Annotated in this window: 14 protein-coding genes; 7 read left to right on the top strand and 7 right to left on the bottom strand. The window is 61.5% G+C overall.

All coding sequences use genetic code 11. From position 1 onward, the window contains the following. The first annotated feature begins 188 nt into the window (after positions 1 to 188). Positions 189 to 773, top strand: a complete 585-nt coding sequence (locus ACAX43_RS10245) for an RNA polymerase sigma factor (RefSeq protein ID WP_370708261.1) — start codon at positions 189 to 191, stop codon at positions 771 to 773. A gap of 62 nt (positions 774 to 835) precedes the next feature. Here the strand turns inward: ACAX43_RS10245 and ACAX43_RS10240 are convergent, their stop codons facing one another. The 4 genes from ACAX43_RS10240 to ACAX43_RS10225 all read right to left on the bottom strand — a co-directional run bounded on the left by ACAX43_RS10240 (position 836) and on the right by ACAX43_RS10225 (position 6,281). Next, on the bottom strand, positions 836 to 2,026 hold the full coding sequence (locus ACAX43_RS10240; RefSeq protein WP_370708260.1) for an MFS transporter: 1,191 nt from the start codon (positions 2,024 to 2,026) through the stop codon (positions 836 to 838). A 75-nt stretch (positions 2,027 to 2,101) separates the two neighbouring features. Then, the gene (locus tag ACAX43_RS10235) at positions 2,102 to 3,478 is read right to left on the bottom strand and encodes a nucleobase:cation symporter-2 family protein (protein ID WP_370708259.1); all 1,377 of its coding nucleotides are present in this window, start codon (positions 3,476 to 3,478) and stop codon (positions 2,102 to 2,104) included. A gap of 47 nt (positions 3,479 to 3,525) precedes the next feature. Then, positions 3,526 to 5,811 (bottom strand): molybdopterin cofactor-binding domain-containing protein, encoded by a 2,286-nt coding sequence (locus tag ACAX43_RS10230; protein ID WP_370708258.1) that lies wholly within the window; start codon positions 5,809 to 5,811, stop codon positions 3,526 to 3,528. Beyond that, positions 5,808 to 6,281 carry a (2Fe-2S)-binding protein gene (locus tag ACAX43_RS10225; protein ID WP_370708257.1) on the bottom strand — a complete coding sequence of 158 codons (474 nt, stop codon included), beginning with the start codon at positions 6,279 to 6,281 and terminating at the stop codon, positions 5,808 to 5,810. The genes ACAX43_RS10230 and ACAX43_RS10225 overlap by 4 nt, the downstream gene beginning before the upstream one ends. A 164-nt stretch (positions 6,282 to 6,445) precedes the next feature. Here ACAX43_RS10225 and ACAX43_RS10220 point away from each other — a divergent pair, with 164 nt between their 5' ends. The 3 genes from ACAX43_RS10220 (at position 6,446) to ACAX43_RS10210 (ending at position 11,070) form a co-directional block, all read left to right on the top strand. After that, positions 6,446 to 7,372, top strand: coding sequence for a LysR substrate-binding domain-containing protein (locus ACAX43_RS10220; RefSeq protein WP_370708256.1), 927 nt, complete (start codon positions 6,446 to 6,448; stop codon positions 7,370 to 7,372). A gap of 731 nt (positions 7,373 to 8,103) precedes the next feature. Continuing rightward, positions 8,104 to 9,138 (top strand): porin, encoded by a 1,035-nt coding sequence (locus ACAX43_RS10215; protein ID WP_370708324.1) that lies wholly within the window; start codon positions 8,104 to 8,106, stop codon positions 9,136 to 9,138. A 375-nt stretch (positions 9,139 to 9,513) separates the two neighbouring features. After that, positions 9,514 to 11,070: a methyl-accepting chemotaxis protein gene (locus ACAX43_RS10210; RefSeq protein WP_370708255.1), complete on the top strand. Its 1,557-nt coding sequence runs from the start codon at positions 9,514 to 9,516 to the stop codon at positions 11,068 to 11,070. Positions 11,071 to 11,186: 116 nt separating this feature from the next. Here ACAX43_RS10210 and ACAX43_RS10205 read toward each other — a convergent pair whose 3' ends face one another. The 3 genes from ACAX43_RS10205 to ACAX43_RS10195 form a co-directional block, all read right to left on the bottom strand. Next, complete coding sequence (locus tag ACAX43_RS10205; protein WP_370708254.1) at positions 11,187 to 11,798, bottom strand: hypothetical protein; 612 nt, start codon at positions 11,796 to 11,798, stop codon at positions 11,187 to 11,189. 106 nt (positions 11,799 to 11,904) lie between these two features. After that, positions 11,905 to 12,306, bottom strand: a complete 402-nt coding sequence (locus ACAX43_RS10200; RefSeq protein WP_370708253.1) for a hypothetical protein — start codon at positions 12,304 to 12,306, stop codon at positions 11,905 to 11,907. Positions 12,307 to 12,445: 139 nt separating this feature from the next. Further along, the gene (locus ACAX43_RS10195; protein WP_370708323.1) at positions 12,446 to 12,760 is read right to left on the bottom strand and encodes a ribbon-helix-helix domain-containing protein; all 315 of its coding nucleotides are present in this window, start codon (positions 12,758 to 12,760) and stop codon (positions 12,446 to 12,448) included. Positions 12,761 to 13,279: 519 nt separating this feature from the next. On the opposite strand from ACAX43_RS10195, the gene sctC reads away from it, so the two are divergent. From sctC to ACAX43_RS10180, 3 genes are read left to right on the top strand one after another with little or no spacing between them, the layout of a single operon-like run. Continuing rightward, positions 13,280 to 15,286, top strand: coding sequence for a type III secretion system outer membrane ring subunit SctC (gene sctC, locus ACAX43_RS10190; RefSeq protein ID WP_370708252.1), 2,007 nt, complete (start codon positions 13,280 to 13,282; stop codon positions 15,284 to 15,286). Then, entirely contained in the window at positions 15,276 to 16,373 is a 1,098-nt protein-coding gene (locus ACAX43_RS10185; protein WP_370708251.1) for an FHA domain-containing protein, read from the top strand. Before sctC ends, ACAX43_RS10185 begins: the two co-directional genes overlap by 11 nt. Further along, on the top strand, positions 16,351 to 16,614 hold the full coding sequence (locus ACAX43_RS10180) for a hypothetical protein (RefSeq protein WP_370708250.1): 264 nt from the start codon (positions 16,351 to 16,353) through the stop codon (positions 16,612 to 16,614). The genes ACAX43_RS10185 and ACAX43_RS10180 overlap by 23 nt, the downstream gene beginning before the upstream one ends. The last annotated feature ends 10 nt before the right edge of the window (positions 16,615 to 16,624 follow it).

Raw genomic sequence — 16,624 nt, 5'->3', positions numbered from 1 at the left:
TGCGCAGCTATCCATTGCGTAACGAAACGGCGGCGAGCGCCGCCGCTGAGTAGATCCACGAGCGTTAATCGGATGCGCAAGCATGACATCGCCGCGGCACGTTTTCTGCTTAATCGCTAGAGCTACCGTACCCCGCTGCCGATTGTTTCGACAGGTTCGTTGGTCGCGCAACCTATACGGACGGTCCCATGACGTCGGCCCTTTCTCGCAATTCAACGCCTGACGCGCTCACCGAACTTCTCCGGAGCGTCGCCAGCCAGGATGCCGTGGCGTTGCGCGCGCTCTATGATCGGACGTCACCGCAACTGTTCGGCATTGCGCTGCGCATACTGCAGCGGCGCGAGTGGGCTGAAGAAGTGCTGCAGGAAGCGTTCGTCAATATCTGGCGATATGCGGGCGATTACGAGTGCAACCGTTCCGCGCCGATGATCTGGTTGGTGGCGATCGTGCGCAACCGGGCACTTGACTGCCTGCGGCAGCAGAGGGCATTCGGCGCGAATGCGGAAACGCAATGGTCTGACGCATTCGATGACATCCTGCCAGCGTTGGATTCCGATCCGTCGGATCGGGTACTGGCGAGTCAGGAGGCGCGGCAACTCGCAGCCTGCATGGCCCGCCTGCGCGCATGCGAGCGCAACGCCGTGGCCCTCGCGTATCTGTACGAGCGGAGCTACGACGAGATAGCCGATGTTCTGAACGTGCCGATTGGCACGGTGAAATCGCAGATTCGGCGCGGGTTGAAGAAACTCAGGACACATCTTGCGGCGGTTTAGCGGGAAAAACCCAAGTTGGCGCGAGAACCCGCGAGCAAGGCTTTGACGTTGACTGTATTGCCTCAACGTTCTGAAAAGAGCGATCGCGTGAGCCCTTGGGACATAATCCACAAGAAGAGCGTGATGCCGGACAGCGTGGCCCCTGCAAGACACAGCCCTCTCCATCCCTCGGTTGCATAAGCAAGACTTGCCATACTCGAGCCGACCGCACCACCAATAAAATAGCTGGCAAGATAAATCGTGGTAATGCGGCTCCGGGCATTTTCGGTTAACGCGTAGATCACACTTTGATTCGAAATATGCAACCCTTGAACACCTACATCGAGCAGCACGATTCCCGACACGAGCAGGACCAGTGAGGTAGTGCCGCCCGCGATTAACGCAAAGGAGATCAGAATCGCCGCGGCGAATAACCCGGTTGCCCTATTGCCATATCCGCGATCGACGAGGCGGCCGGCGGAGTTTGCGGCCAGTGCGCCGACTACCCCGACCAGCCCGAACATGCCGATCTGGCCGTCGTTGAAACTGTAGGGGGGCTGACTCAGCAGGAACGTCAGGCCGGTCCATACCAGACTGAAGCAGGCAAAAGCCAGTGCACCGTACAGCGAACGCAGCATGAGGACGCGTTCGCTACATAAAAGCTGTGTGAGCGAGCCCATCAGACTGACGTAGTTGAAGCGGACTGTACGTGGGTTGCGTGGAAGCACGGTATACAGGACTATCGCCAGCAGCAAAACCGTCATGGCGGCAATTCCGTAGACCAGCCGCCAGTGCGTGTACTGCGCCACGATCCCCGCTGCGACGCGCGCAAGCAAAACACCGAGTAGCAAACCGCTCATGACGACACCGACGACACGACCGCGCGATTGCTCGTCTGCGAGCGACGCCGCTAATGGAATGAGTAATTGCGTCGAGCAGGACGTGATACCGAGGCAGATATTAGCGACTGCGAAGACGATATAGTTTGGACTGAGGGTGATGGCCAATAGCGCGATGACATTGGCGAGCAGGAGTCGAACGATCAACATGCGTCGATCAAGCACGTCGCCGAGCGGCACGATCAGCACGAATCCGCTCGCATATCCGAGTTGCGTGAGCGTGACCAGATATCCCAGGTCGGCCGGGGCCCTGTCAAAGGTCCGTGCAATCGTGGCGAGCAGGGGCTGGGAATAGTAGATGTTGGCGACGATGATGCCGCATGCGCAGGAAAACAGAAAGGTCATCCCGCGCGTAAGAGCAGGTTTCTCGTTCATGAAGTCGTGTCTTTCATTACGCATCCGCCGGGCTTCACCCACGTGCAGGCGGAACGCTTCTGGGACGAGGCCGTCTTAGTGCTTGGCGAGACCCATGGAGGCCCCCTCGTTGGTTAGCGAGTGAGGATCGGCGCGCGGTATCCCATTGAACAACAGGTTCAGGCCGACAGAAGTCACACAGGCCAACAGGATGCTACTGTGCAGGAAGGGCTGAATCCACTGCGGCAGCGCTTTGAAGATGGTCGGCGCAACGGTTGGCAGCAGCGACAGGGCGAGCGTGGCAGCGACGATATAGACATTGCGCCGACCGCTCTCGAAATCCACCTTGGCCAAAGTCCGGACGCCCGCCGCGGTCACGACACCGAACATGAAAATTCCCGCGCCACCCAATGCGGGCAGAGGCACCGATGCCACAACTGTCGCGAGCTTCGGCAATAGCCCGAGTAGACAGAGGATCACACCCGCGCCCACCGCGACCCAGCGGCTTTTCACGCCGGTGACGACCAACAGACCGATGTTCTGACTGTAAATTGTGTAGGGGAACCCGTTGAAGATGCCGCCGATCACGCTCGCAAGTCCATTGGCGCGCAAGCCATCGGCCATGTTCATTGCCGATAGCGGCTTGCCGACAACGTCGCTTGTTGCAAGAAAGAGGCCCATCGATTCGATCATGATGATGACCATCACCACGACGATGGTCGCGATCGCCATCGGGTCGAACACAGGCCAGCCGAAGTAAAAAGGCTTGACCATGTCGACCAGCGGCGCCTGCTCAACGCCATGGAAATTGACCATGCCGAACGGGATCGCCACCAGCATGCCGGCCGCCAGCGCCAGCAGCACCGACACATTTGACCAGAACCCCTTGAGCCAACGGTTGATCACCAGAATCATGGTGAACACGAACGCAGCCAGCGCAAGATGATGGGGTGCGCCGAAGTCCGGCGCGCTCCTGCCACCGCCAATCCAGCTCACGCCTACGGGAAAAAGCGACAGGCCGACCACCATCACGATCGAGCCGCCCACGATTGGCGGGAAGAACCGCACGAGTTTGCCGAACACCGGCGAGATCAGCATCGTCAGCATGCCGCCGGCCATCACCGCGCCGATCACGGCGGTCAGTCCGAGGCCTGGACTAGTGGCAATCACGAGGATCGGTGGGATTGCGCTGAACGCCACGCCCTGCATGACAGGCATGCGCACGCCGAAGCGCCAGAAGCCACCCGACTGCAGGATCGTTGCAATGCCGCAGGTGAATAGATCCGCATTGATCAAAACGGCGATCGATTCCTTCGGCAGCTTGAGCGTGCTGGCGATGATCATCGGAACTGCGATGGCGCCGACATACATCACCAGCACATGCTGGAAACCGAGCATGAACAGCAGACTTGGCTTCGGCACCTGGTCGACAGGCGCAGGTTCGGGACGTGCGAGTTCGTGTTGAGCGGGCATGGATTGTCTCCTGTCAGTTCTGGCATGACGCCAGTTATTGTGTGTATTCAGGACTCGGTTGCGGCCAGCACGAACGGCGTCGCACGCAGCCGCTTGCCGGTTGCGGCGAAGATCGCGTTGCCGATAGCCGGTACGACAGGCGGATTGGACAGTTCGCCAATTCCACCCGGTTGGCGTCCCGAGGGCGGCAGCACCTCGATCTCCAACAAAGGGGCTTCGTGCATGCGCAGAACGGGGTAGTCGTGAAAATTGCTTTCGCGCACCGTGCCGTGTTCGATATGAATTGCATTCATCAGCGCAGTTGAAACACCCCAATAGATGCCGCCCGCCAGTTGCTGTCGTACCGAACCCGGATCGACGGCCAGCCCGCAGTCGACCACACAGGTGATCTTGTGCACCTTGATGGCGTTCTCCTGGACGCCTACATCGGCAACGATGGCGATGTAGCTCTTGTAGCCTTCGTAAATGGCCACGCCCAGTCCGCGCCCTGTTCCGCCGATGTTGGGCGAGGCACCCGGTTTCCAGCCTGCGAGGCTGGCCGCCCGATCGAGCACCGCCCTCAACTCGGGCCGGCTCGCAAGTGCCTTGCGGCGATAGTCGACCGGATCCTGTCCGGCTGCTTGTGCAGCTTCGTCGACGAGGCTCTCGATCGCGAAGATATTCGGCACGTAGCTCACGGCGCGCCACCACCAGATCGGGAACCCGGGCTCGTGCCGTACCCACGCCAGGTCGAGCGACGGGACGTCATAGTAGAAATCGTCGCGCATGGCCTCGGTACAGCTCGGGTCCACCGGGACCTTGGCCAGAAAACCTGGATCGTCGGGTTCCTTGATCGATGGCACCACGGCACGCAGACTGAAGCCGAGCAAATTGCCCGTGGCGTCGAGCGCGGCACGCGCCTTATGCACGCTGGCAGTCTGGTAGAACAGTCCGCGAATATCGTCCTCGCGGCTGTATAGCAGCTTGACGGGCTTGCCCATGCGCTTCGAGATCAGGGTTGCTTCCAGGATCTGATGCAGTCCCTCGCGTGCGCCAAAGCTGCCGCCCGCTTCAGTCATATGAATGCGGACCTTGTCGCGCGGCACTCCCGCTATCGTTTCTGCCGCTTGCGCACAGCGCGACGGCACCTGGATTCCACCCCAGTACTCCACCGCATCCGGCTTCACCCACGCCACGACACTGAGCGGCTCCATCTGGGCATGAGCCTTGTAGGGCATGCTGTAGACAGCCTCCACGACATGCGCCGCCTCCCTGAACGCCGTGTCGGCATCGCCTTTTACCTTCGATTTTTTGCCGGAGTCGTCGATGTGCCTTGTCATCTCCCGAATGACGTCGTCGGAGCTGAAGTTCGCCAGATCGCTTTCTTGCCACTCGACCTTCAATACCTGTCTTGCGCGCTGAGCCGCCCAGAAATGGTCGGCGACGATCGCCACACCCGGCTGGCCGGCGCCATTTGCAACGGGCATGGGCGGCATGTTCTCGCGGAAATGCGCTATTACATCCGGTATTTCAATGGAGAAAACATCGCGTATGCCAGGCAACGCCTTGACTTCGACGGCGTTGAACGACTTTACTTTCGCATTGACTACCGGCGGATGGACAACGATGGCGGTCAGCATGTCCGGCAGCTTGACGTCAATGGCGTATTGCGCGCGCCCGGTCAACTTGTCGGCGACGCGATAGCTGCGGCGCTCCTTGCCGATGAGGACAAATTCGTCCGGCCGCTTGAGCCTCACCTCGGTGGGCACCGGTTGCGCCGCGGCGCCCTGGGCAAGATTGCCATAGACAATCCGCCGCCCGCTGGGTAGATGGACGACCTCGCTCGCCGCGGTCGTGCAACTGCCCGGATCGACCGACCAGCGCCGGGCGGCTTCCGCCACGAGCATCGCACGAGCCGTGGCGCCGGCGCGCCGCAAGGTGGTCCATTCCAGCGACACGCTCGTGCTGCCACCCGTTGCATGCATGCCCCACAACGGGTGGAGATAAGACTTCGCGAGTGGATCGTCCGGCTGGATCACCCGCACGCGAGCCCAATCGGCGTCGAGTTCCTCGGCCAGCATCAGGCCGAGTGCATTCTTGACACCGGTGCCGCTGTCGAACTTGTGGACCACCAGCAGCACCTGGTTGTCCGGCGTGATGCGGACCCACGCATTGGGCGCGAAATTGCCGGCCGTGCTGTCCGTGACCGGTGCTGCGTGGGCGCTGCGAATACTCACTCCGCCCGCGTGAATCTCGAGCAGCAGGCCACCGGCGAGCGCCGCACCGGTCTGCAGGAAGCGCCGGCGGCCTGCGGACACACGTTGTGCGCTGATGATTGCTTCGTCGCGCTTCATGCTGTGGTCTCCTTGCGGAGTGCGGCGGCGGCTCGATGGATCGCGCGACGAATGCGATCGTAGGTGCCGCAGCGGCATATATTGCCTGCCATCGCCGCGTCGATGTCGTGATCGCTGGGGTTGCGCGTGCTTCCAAGCAACGCGGCTGCCGACATTATCTGGCCGGACTGGCAGTAGCCGCATTGCGGTACATCCTCTTCCTGCCATGCCTTTTGCACGATGTGCAATGTTTGAGGTGAGCCAAGGCCTTCGATGGTGGTAATGCGCTTGCCCGCCACGGTCGCCAGCGGTGTCTGGCACGCCCGCACCGCCGCACCATTGACGTGAACCGTACAGGCGCCGCACAGGCCCATCCCGCAGCCGTATTTGGTTCCTGTGAGATTGAGTTCATCGCGCAGCACCCACAGCAGCGGGGTGTCGCCGGGCGCGTCGACCGTGCGGTCGGCGCCGTTCACCTTCAGCGTTGTCATTGTTGTCTCCTCAGGCACCGTCGGGCGCGGTGACCTTCTTGTATCGTCGGAATCGCAAAGCACGGCGACTGCGCGTGACGCTTTTTTGCCGCGTGATCAAAGACTATGTGCACAAATTCAATATGTGAAATATGATTTAGGAATCCAATCGATACGAGATGCATATGGATATCCGTCAGCTGCGTTACTTCATAGCGGTCGCCGAGGAAGGCAACTTCAGCCGGGCGGCCGAGCGCCTGCACATGTCCCAGCCGCCGCTGAGTCAACAGATCAAGGCTCTGGAGGATTCGCTCGGCGTCACGCTATTCATGCGTGGGCGCCTGGGAGCCCGGCTCACGCGTGCGGGGGAAGCGCTCCTGGTGCGCGCACGAAGTATCGTCAACGATTGCGATTCGGTGGAAAAGCTGGTGCGTAGGGTGGCCGACGGGCTTGAGGGCTATATCCGCATCGGCATCATCAACTCGGTGATGTATGGTCCGTTGCCCAGGACCATGCATCTGTTCCAGAAACGTAACCCGGAAGTGGAGTGGACGCTGCATGAGCTGTTGCCCGATCGGCAGCAGGAGGCCCTGATACGTGGGCAGATCGACGTCGGCTTTGCCTGCAGTTCAACAGAGCACCGCGAACTCCGGTCCATCCTGATCTACCCGCAACGACTCGTGATCGCGCTGTCGGGCAGTCATCCGCTGGCCGGACGCCGGTGCGTCACTCTGCGAGAGCTCGCTCACGACCCATTCGTCTTGCTGAACACGCAAAGCCCAATGATTCGCGGCATTCTGGCCGCCTGTGTTCGGGACGGCTTCGAGCCCCGTGTGCTGCATGAATCGGCTGATCCGGAGACGGTACTTAGCCTGGTGGGCGCTGGCGTGGGCATCAGCATTCTGCCCGAGTCGCTCTCCACCACGCCCCGCGAGAATGTCGCTTTCGTCAAAATGGACGAGCAGGTGATGAATGCCGACCTCTACGCCACCGTGCGGCTCGATGACTCCTTGCCCGCACTCGAACGATTTCTCGCGTTGCTGGCCGAGGTCACGGATGCATGGCGCCGGGAATCATCCGACAAGCGTGTCAACGAAGAGGGCGGCGCCTAGCATTGGATGAAGGTTTTTCTTTTGCCTGTCATACGCATTTTTTTCGCCTCCAATTTTATTTTGCCTCCTTGACAGCGAAATCTTGATGGCTGCATCATGCGTGCGTGGGTAGAAGCGGTCGATTGAACAAGCAGCGGTGCAATGCCGCAATCGTTCAACTGGAGATTGCTCACTGGCGGAGTCATTGTCAGTGGCGCTAATCGTCCATCGCAGCCCCCAAGACAATGCTCCCGAACGCAAGATGCAGTCCATCGGCCTTTGCCGCGGCCTGCTTGCCTTCAACCTGAAGCATTGCGAGGAGATCCCGCATGATTCTCGACACCCGCTGCTACCCGACAGATCTCGTCCGGTGCTCGTCGCTTTGGCCGCGTTCGTACAACCGGAAGAGGTCAATGAGACCTCCTGCATGAGTGATAGGTGACGTGCCGCATGCCGGACAGCGCATAGACAATTGGAATGGTTCTGAGTCTGGCGCTCCCGCGCAGCCGGTAAGCTGACGGGATCTGAATCGCTTATATGTAGGATAACAAACGAAATTTATTTTCGCGCGAACGATCCGCGAAGATTGGTTCGCCGGGCACGCTTTGCAGGTGAGACAGACGGAAACCACATGAATACGTGGCGAACCTGGCGGCCGCGATCAACGATCATCATTATCTGGAGACCATATGAAATCGGGACGACAAGAAGGCTGCCGTGAGGTGAAAGCGGCACTCGTGAGCACATTTTTTATGACAGCGCTGATGGCGGGGCCGGCTCACGCGCAATCCAGCGTACAGCTCTATGGGCAAGTGGACGAATGGGTCGGCGCGCAGACGTTTCCGGGTAACAAGCGCGCGTGGGTCGTCGCGGGGGGCGGGATGTCCACCTCGTACTGGGGCATGAAGGGCAGTGAAGACCTGGGCGGGGGACTCAAGACGATCTTCGCACTGGAGGCGTTTTTCCGCGCGCAGAACGGCCAGGCCGGGCGCTTCCAGGGCGACACCTTTTTCGCGCGTAACGCCTATGTCGGCATTCTGTCGCGGTACGGTACGCTGACAGCGGGCCGAATGACGTCGAATCTCTTCGTCTCGACGATCCTGTTCAACCCGTTCGTCGATTCATACCCGTTCTCGCCGATGATCTATCACACGTACCTCGGCACCAGTACATTTCCGGCGTACCGGACAGACCAGGGCGCGGTCGGCGACTCCGGCTGGAGCAACGCGATTGCATACGCCTCGCCGAGCTTCTCCGGGCTGACGGGTTCGATCATGTACTCGCTGGGTAATCAGGCAGGCGCGGCCGGCCGGCACAAGGACAGCGCACAAGTGCTGTACGTGAACGGCGCGTTCGCTGCGACCGCGGTCTACCAGTATGTCAACTACAAGAACGTGGCCGACGACTTCTCGACTCCTGCCGCGGCGAACGTCGTCGCAGGCCTGCGCAGCCAGAGCATCGGCCAACTCGGCGTGAGGTACGACTTCAAGATCATCAAGCTGTATGGCCAGTACATGTACACGGGCAACTCGGTCACCACCGGCGACTACCACGTGAACACCGGTCAGGCCGGCTTCACAATACCGCTTGCGGGTGGCAACGTGATGGCGTCGTACGCCTATTCGAAGGACTCGGGCGGTTTCGATCAGAACCGCAAGACCTGGGCGCTCGGGTACGACTATCCGCTCTCCCGGCGAACGGATGTGTACGCCGCGTACCTTAATGACAAGATTTCGGGCGAATCACACGGCGATACATTTGGCGTGGGCATCCGCGCAAAGTTCTAGGACTCGCTAATAAGGAGGAGCGCTCGAAGCGGTTCTGGAAGCGTGGCGTACGGCTTTTTCGGGCTGTTCCTCATTATTTCTGCGCAGCGAATCAAGCTGAAGACTGCACGCACGCATGTCCGCTCCAGGCGAGGGCGGACGTGGGCCGCCAAGGCGGAAGACGCGAAGCAGGGTCGTTCATGGCCCATCGCGCTATTAAGAGAACTCTCCCTATCTCAGCCACGTTTGCCGCCCTCCAATGCTTAGGCGTGCCGCCCATATCGAAACTGCTATGCGCAGATTTTGAAGTCAAGAACAGCGTGCGAACGGCCGATAGAGATAGGGCAACGACGACCGCCGAAATGGGCGGAGGGTACACGCATGACGAGGTTGACGATGAAAGTTATGGCGAAGTTCACCGTATTGCAAAGACTCCTGGCGGGGTTTGGCACTGTCGCACTGATCGGCGCCGCAGGCGCGGGTGTGGGCATGATCACGCTCGCGCGCCTGTACGACATCACCCAAACGATCGATGAGCAGCATCTTCGCGGCCTCTATTACCTGGGTGAAGTCGCCCGCAACAAATTCTCGGCCGACCTTGACGCAGCAAATCTGAACCACGTGAAGGCCGACGCGGCCCGCCAGCACCTGATCGACGACATCCTCGTCCGGCTGGCGGGAATGAATGACAATATGGCCGCCTACCGCAAGACGATCGCGACCCCGCGTGGCCGCGAACTCTATGCTGAAGTCGAACGCACCACGGCGGCCTGGACGCCGGTTCTGCGGCAGGAAGTGGGCCTGCAACCGGTGCCCCCGGAGTTCACCGACCACGACGCGCTGGTTGCTCGGGCGATTGCGTCGAGTGCCGAGATGAAAAAGGCGCTCGCTCAATTGACGGAGTTTGAAAAGGATGCCGCTAGCGAGGCATCACGCGGCGCGCGCGATATGTTTCTGCGAATGCGGCTGTTGCTGGGTTCGCTTGCAGTTGCCGGTTTTGTGATCAGCATGGGATTTGGTCTATTGATCTCACGGCAGTTGTCCCGGCAACTCGGTGGCGAACCGGCCGACGCTGCAGCGCTCGCGCAGCGCATCGCGTCCGGCGATCTGAGCGCGACGGTCGCCACGCGCCCAGGCGATCGAACCAGTCTCATGCATGCATTGAAGGAGATGTGCGAACGGCTGGGCGAAATGGTCCAGCACATTGGACGGTCAAGTGAATCCATTCTGGTCGCCTCCGGCGAAATCGCCCAGGGCAATGCGGATCTGTCGCAACGGACCGAAGAACAGGCCGCGTCGCTTGAGGAAACCGCATCGAGCATGGAAGAGCTGACGTCCACCGTGAAGCAGAATGCCGGACATGCGCAGCATGCCGCAAGCCTGGCACAGAACGTCGCCATGGCCGCGCAAACGAGTGGTGCAAAGGTCAATGACGTGATTGCCGCGATGCAGGGTCTGGTCGGCGACGCCGCGCAGATGGCCGCGATCATCGGCGCGATCGAAGGTATTGCGTTCCAGACCAACATCCTCGCGCTCAATGCGGCGGTGGAGGCGGCGCGCGCCGGTGAACAGGGACGTGGTTTCGCGGTCGTGGCGGCGGAGGTCCGCGCACTCGCGCAACGCAGCGCGTCGTCCGCGAAAGAGATCAAGGCGCTGATCGACACATCGTCCGGCAATGTGCACAACAGTTCGCAGATCGCGCGTCATGCGGGTGAAGCGATGGACGCGGTGGCTCAGGAAGTCGCACGGGTCACCGCATTGATGACGGAAATCGCTGCCGCGTCGGACCAGCAAAGCGACGGCATCGAGCAGGTGAATCGAGCTGTCGGTCAGATGGATTCCGTGACCCAGCAAAACGCGGCGCTCGTCGAGCAGGCTGCCGCTGCCGCGCAAAGTCTCGCCGAACAGGCTCACAACCTCAAACGGTCCGTGTCGGTGTTTCGCATGGCGTGAGGTCGGTTCGCAAAACAACCGGATCGATGAGGACTACGCCAGAGCGCGCGTTTTTCGCCAGTTTGCCGGATGGCCTGGTGCATCGCCCCCGCTGCGCCCTGGCTGGTGATGTTGCGTCAGTCGCCTGGCGTGCCGTTGTAGAGATCGTATGGCGTATCGCATGTCTGATCCCCCCGAACGAAATGCGCGACGACGCGGGGGCGGCCCGGGCCTGCGGCGCCTTGGTCTGTGATGATGCGCAGGGTCTTCAGGCGCAGCGGCGCGCCCGGCGGCACGACGACACAATCCGCGAGGAGTGCGGTCGACAGATTCTTCTGCGGGACCGATTCGTCGAAGATCGAAAACAGCCGGAACGCGCCGTCGCGCAGTTGTGCCGTAGCCGCGTGCCTCGCCCATGCGGCCGCGTTGGACGGCAGCACGAAGGCACACTGCGCGCCGAGATCCGCGAAGCGCCGACCGTGGCCGCGTTGCAGCGCGGCGAGACCATTGCGGGTGATCTGCGACACCCGGTATGAGGTGCCGAGGTAATCCGGCATCAACTGCAGTTCATCGAGGAAACGCTGCACGAGCGCATCTGGCGGCGAACCGCCGCGCAGCGACTCGCCGATATGGCGATGGCCGCCGTCGACGAAACCGGTAATGGCCGTGTGCAGTCCTGCATTGGCGCGCCGGACGAGGTCGTTGAGCCGAAGGAAATCGGCGGGACCGAGCCCGCGGGAATGGTTCATGGCGTCTTGAGATGGAAGTACCGGATGTGAAGCGGGGCGACCCTCCGTAGAGCCGCCCCGGCCCCGGCCGGCGTTACTGCGACGGCCGGCTGCTTTCAGCGCGCTGTCAAGCGGCGCCCGTTCCTGATGTACCTGCTTTGCCCATCATCGAAGTGACCATGCCGAGAAGAGGCGGCGCCAACTGCATCGCGGCGGAAATGGCGGTCTTGATGATGTCCATGATCTGACCCAGCGCGTTCGACATATCGGCACCCTTACCGCCTCCCTGTGCCCCTGCGCCGGCGCCTTGTGTGCCGAAGCCGTCATCGTTCGCGGCCGCGTGCCGGGCGTGATGCGAGGCTGCCGCGAAACTCGGCTGCGTATTGCCGATATCACCGGTGTCGTCAGGGGAAAACATTCGCACGGTGCTGAAGCTGGCGTGGGTTTGCACGCCGTTTTGCGCCGGCGCCGGCAGGTCGCCCATATCGAACGGCGTGCTGCCGCCGATGTCGTTGATCGCATTGCTCATTATCAAATCCTTATGATTAAGAAATTAAACCGGTCAGTTGTTTTTTTAGCTCGACTAATTGCGCCTGGTACTCGGCGATTGTCGTTCCGAAACATATTAAAAAAGTGAATGTAGCTATTGGGATAGACCTCCTTGACGGTTATTGAAGAGCGCTTCTTTGTGCCTCTGGATCGATCGTCCTCATGTCGATCAGATGTTTTTGTTCAATTATTTGAGTTACGCAAATAATCCTGATTAGTCCAGTGAAATTGCAGACGGTTTCTTGCGTCATATCAATTTCAAGGGCCCACTTTGAAATCAGCTTCCCTACTGTCAGAGATTCCTGACGCGCGATTTCTTCGATGATTCGCCAATAGATCTCCTCAAGTCGCAGACATGTTGCAAATCCGTTAATTCTGACGGAACGCAGCCTCGGCTTTGCGAGTAGAGGAGTGAAGTTGCAATACCGTGTCATCCGCATGTGAGTGCGTCTGTAGGAATCGGTGGATGCAAAATTTCTTTGAGGACTTCGAAGCCCGTCAACGCGCCGAATAACTTCGAGAGAATCTGAGCGTTGCAGTGTGAGTTGTGTGGTTCGTCTGTCATGGTCGGATTAATAAAATTGGCGGTTCATCAATCCTCTCTCTCCCTGAGCACAGCAGGTCATACAGATATACGACTTGCGAAAATTTGCATCTTCGCTCTATTTTTGGATAAGGGAATTTTTCCGGGTGAATTCGAAGCGGAAAGGAATGCCATGCATTGATGTTCTATCGGTGGGACGGAATGACGCTCACCGCGTTCATGTTGATCATCCGCGGATGTCATATATGTATATGACCTGGGATTGATGAGATGCCTTTAAATTTCTCGCTAACGTAGTCAATAACGCAGCCAGGGATTTTTAATGCTTATGATGTGGCGCATCGATTCGATTATCAAGAAGGGCAGCGGCAGAGTCGCATTCTTGCCACCGTGCGCGACCCGGGCCGCCATGCGTCACGTTGCGGGTCCGTTCGGCGTGGCCTGGGCCGCGTTGCTCATACCCGTGGCGAACGCCGCGACGCCGGTATGGCAAGGTGCGCCGATTCACTACGCAGTGAACGGCGCACCATTGCCCGATGTGTTGCGCGACGTGCTCGCCGTCGAGGGCTTGAGCGCCGACATCGGCCGCGATGTGAAAGGCGCGGTCAATGGCCGCTTTGACGACACGCCGGGCAATGTATTCACCCAACTGGTCGAGGCATACGGCCTCGTCTGGTATTTCGACGGCAAGGCGATGCATGTCGCGACCGCGTCGGACGTGCGCAGCCGGGTGATCCCGTTCGCGCCGATGACCCGCGAGGCGGTCGCGTCCCTGCTTCGCAACCTCGATCTCGACGACGCCCGCTTGCCGATCAAATACTCGGCGACGACCGTCAAGGTAGCCGGCCCGTCGAAATTCGTCGACGCGGTGGCCGAGGCGATCGACAAGGCCCAGCGACAGACCACCGTCAAGCCGTCATTCGACGAGACCGTGATTCGGGTTTTTCCGCTGCGCCACGCGCAGGCCCAGGACGTCCACTACACGGTCGGGTCGCGGGAGCAAGTCGTACCGGGCGTCGCTGCGCTGCTGCGCCGGCTGATGGCGGACACCTGGCAGGCCACTGCGTCCCGCACCCCCCGCTCGCGCGCCGATGCTCGCGCCGATGCCCGCAGCGCGCGCGGCGGGCCACCGCCGCTGCCGAGCCTTCTCGGCCTCGGTCTTGCCGGCGCGCCGCCCGATAGCGATGTCGTGCAACCGCCGCTGCCCGACTCCGACTCCGACACCACGCAGCCAGCCGCGACACCCGCGCGGCGCAACATCGTCGCTGATCAGCGCACCAACTCGGTCGTGATCAGCGACCTCGTGTCGATGATGCCGAATTACGAGCGCGCCATCACGATGCTCGACCAGCCGCAGGAACTGGTCGAAATCGACGCGGTAGTGATCGATGTGTCGTCGAATGCAGCGCGCTCGCTTGGCGTGAATTGGGGCGGCGCGAATGGGCGTATCAACGGCGCCTCGGGGACCGCGAGCGCGCCGCTCAACTTCGGCACCCCGGACCTGGTGACGTCGGCCAGCGCGGCGGCCGGATTGAATCTCGCCACGCTGGTCGGCAACTCGGCGCAATACCTGTTCGCACAGATCCATGCGCTGGAGGATGCCGGCAAGGCGCGCGTGCTGTCGCGCCCACAGGTCCTCACGCTGAACAACACGGAGGCGGCGCTGACCTCGCGCAGTACGGTGTATGTGCGCGTCGCGGGCAACCAGGCGGTCGACCTCTTCAACATCGATACGGGGCTCACGCTGAAGGTGACGCCGAGCGTCGAATCGACGGGCGACCCGCGCCGCAATATCCGGCTCAACATCCAGATCGAAGACGGCACGTTCAACACGTCGACATCGGTGGACGGCATTCCGAAGGTCGAGAACCACTCGGTCGTCACTCAGGCGATCGTGCGCGACGGCGAGAGTCTGCTGATCGGCGGCTATCAATATGAGCGCAGTGAAAACACCACGTCGAAAGTGCCGGTGCTCGGCGATGTACCGTATCTCGGTGCGCTCTTCCGCGCGACCCAGACCACGCACGAGCGTCTCGAACGGCTGATCCTGATCACGCCGCGCCTGAAGCGCCTGTCGGGCGACGGGGCGCCGAACGTGGCGCGGGCCGTCGGGGAAACGACGATGGACGCCGCAAGTGCGAGTCTGGATGCCACTCGAGCGCGAACGGCCGGTACCGCGACTGCGTTGCCCCCGTTGCCCGCGCTGTCGGCGCTATCGGCGGGTGCCGCGCCCGTTGCGACGCGACCGCTGCAACCGATGGCCGCCAGCATTGCACCAGACGTCGATGCCGCACTGCGGAAGCCGGCGCAGCCGGCGGCCCCCGGCACGCCGGAGTCAGCTACGTCACCTCCCGTGTTACAGCCCATTTTGCCGCCGGTGCGCAAGATGCCGTGGGAGAACCGCCATGACCGCTGATGCACAGATCGTCGTGATGGACGGCGTGCACGCCGGTGCAAGTGTGGTGCTGCCGTCCGGCAAGCCGCTGCGGATCGGCAGCGGCGGCGATGCCGACCTGATGGTGATAGACGAGGGCGTCGAAGCCCTGCACGCCACTGTCGAGTTGCGCGGCGCGGCGCTTGCACTGCTCGCCGAGCATGCGGAAGTCGCGGTGTTCGGCCGGCCCGTACCGTCTGGGCGGCGCGTGATGTTGGAGCGTGGCGCCTGGTTTTCGGTGGGCGTCGTCACCTTCCAGTTCTGTGGCCGCGATGCGCCAGGCGCGACGATGGCGCGTGACGCCGAACGTGCCTACCTGCTGCGCCATGCGCCGTTCGCATATCTCGCCAGGCGCTGGTCCGATGCGTCGCCCGTGACGAAAGCCATGGTGCTTGGGGTACCGGTCGCATTTGCTCTGCTGGCATGGACCACGTCGATCCAGTGGTCGGGCGGACCGCGCGCGACGCGCACCAACGATGCGTTCCAACTGGTGACGACGCATCTCGACCCGAAGTCCGGTGCGCTCGTCTACGAGGGCTATGTGCAGTCAGCCGCCGATCTGGCCGCGCTGACGGCTAGCGCGTGGTCGCGACAGCGGGCGCCGGTGATGCATGTGATCGTGCTTGCGCAGTTGCAGGAGCAAGTCGGCGAATTTCTCGCGCGCTACTACCGCGACGCCGAGGTGCGCGCCGCCGAACCCGGTGCGTTCACCGCGATGCTGCCCGGCGCCCATGGCTTTCTGTTGCCCGAATCGTGGGACTACGCGCGTGTCGCGCGCCTCGCGCGCGCCGAGATCAACGGGCTGCGTGGTCTCACTTTTCCTGGTCATGCCCAGCCGGGCGAGCGGGTGCGCGTGCCGCTCGAAGCGCTCGGTCTGAATCTGCTCGCCAGCCGTCACGTGGTCTGGCTCACGGATGCGCAGGGCGTGCGCTACTTCGTCGGCGCGCGACTGCCCATTGGACGGATCACGCGAATCTCGGCCTGCGCAGCGGATGTCACGCGCGACGACGACGGTTCGGTCTACGAATTCTTTATGGATGCTGCCCATGCCCCCAGAAGCTGCCGGTAAAAGTACGCTCGGCGCATGCGCCGATTTGCCGCTCGAGGCGCAACTTGCCGAAGCCGGGGGCGCCGGGCGCGAGGCGATCGCAGCACGGCTGACCGTTGAAATCGGCTGCATGAACAGCGCGCTGGCGACCGCGTCGCCGACTGTGCAAAAGGAACTGATTCTGCTTGTCGAGTGTTTGCGAGCGGCTCGGCAAGTGGTGGAACGAAGCGCCAGCTTCACAAACGCCCGCGATCAAAAGTAAGGAATAGAAA

Source organism: Paraburkholderia sp. IW21, assembly GCF_041321145.1.
GTDB lineage: Bacteria > Pseudomonadota > Gammaproteobacteria > Burkholderiales > Burkholderiaceae > Paraburkholderia.
The sequence above is the reverse complement of the archived record's forward strand: the minus strand, read 5'-3'. Positions and strand labels throughout refer to the sequence as shown.

Coding starts and splice junctions, on each gene's coding strand:
- ACAX43_RS10205 (WP_370708254.1), bottom strand. CDS start 11,798: ATGAACCATTCCCGCGGGCTCGGTCCCGCCGATTTCCTTCGGCTCAAC.
- ACAX43_RS10185 (WP_370708251.1), top strand. CDS start 15,276: ATGACCGCTGATGCACAGATCGTCGTGATGGACGGCGTGCACGCCGGT.
- sctC (WP_370708252.1), top strand. CDS start 13,280: ATGCGTCACGTTGCGGGTCCGTTCGGCGTGGCCTGGGCCGCGTTGCTC.
- ACAX43_RS10210 (WP_370708255.1), top strand. CDS start 9,514: ATGAAAGTTATGGCGAAGTTCACCGTATTGCAAAGACTCCTGGCGGGG.
- ACAX43_RS10200 (WP_370708253.1), bottom strand. CDS start 12,306: ATGAGCAATGCGATCAACGACATCGGCGGCAGCACGCCGTTCGATATG.
- ACAX43_RS10240 (WP_370708260.1), bottom strand. CDS start 2,026: ATGAACGAGAAACCTGCTCTTACGCGCGGGATGACCTTTCTGTTTTCC.
- ACAX43_RS10235 (WP_370708259.1), bottom strand. CDS start 3,478: ATGCCCGCTCAACACGAACTCGCACGTCCCGAACCTGCGCCTGTCGAC.
- ACAX43_RS10220 (WP_370708256.1), top strand. CDS start 6,446: ATGGATATCCGTCAGCTGCGTTACTTCATAGCGGTCGCCGAGGAAGGC.
- ACAX43_RS10215 (WP_370708324.1), top strand. CDS start 8,104: ATGACAGCGCTGATGGCGGGGCCGGCTCACGCGCAATCCAGCGTACAG.
- ACAX43_RS10225 (WP_370708257.1), bottom strand. CDS start 6,281: ATGACAACGCTGAAGGTGAACGGCGCCGACCGCACGGTCGACGCGCCC.
- ACAX43_RS10230 (WP_370708258.1), bottom strand. CDS start 5,811: ATGAAGCGCGACGAAGCAATCATCAGCGCACAACGTGTGTCCGCAGGC.
- ACAX43_RS10180 (WP_370708250.1), top strand. CDS start 16,351: ATGCCCCCAGAAGCTGCCGGTAAAAGTACGCTCGGCGCATGCGCCGAT.
- ACAX43_RS10195 (WP_370708323.1), bottom strand. CDS start 12,760: ATGACACGGTATTGCAACTTCACTCCTCTACTCGCAAAGCCGAGGCTG.
- ACAX43_RS10245 (WP_370708261.1), top strand. CDS start 189: ATGACGTCGGCCCTTTCTCGCAATTCAACGCCTGACGCGCTCACCGAA.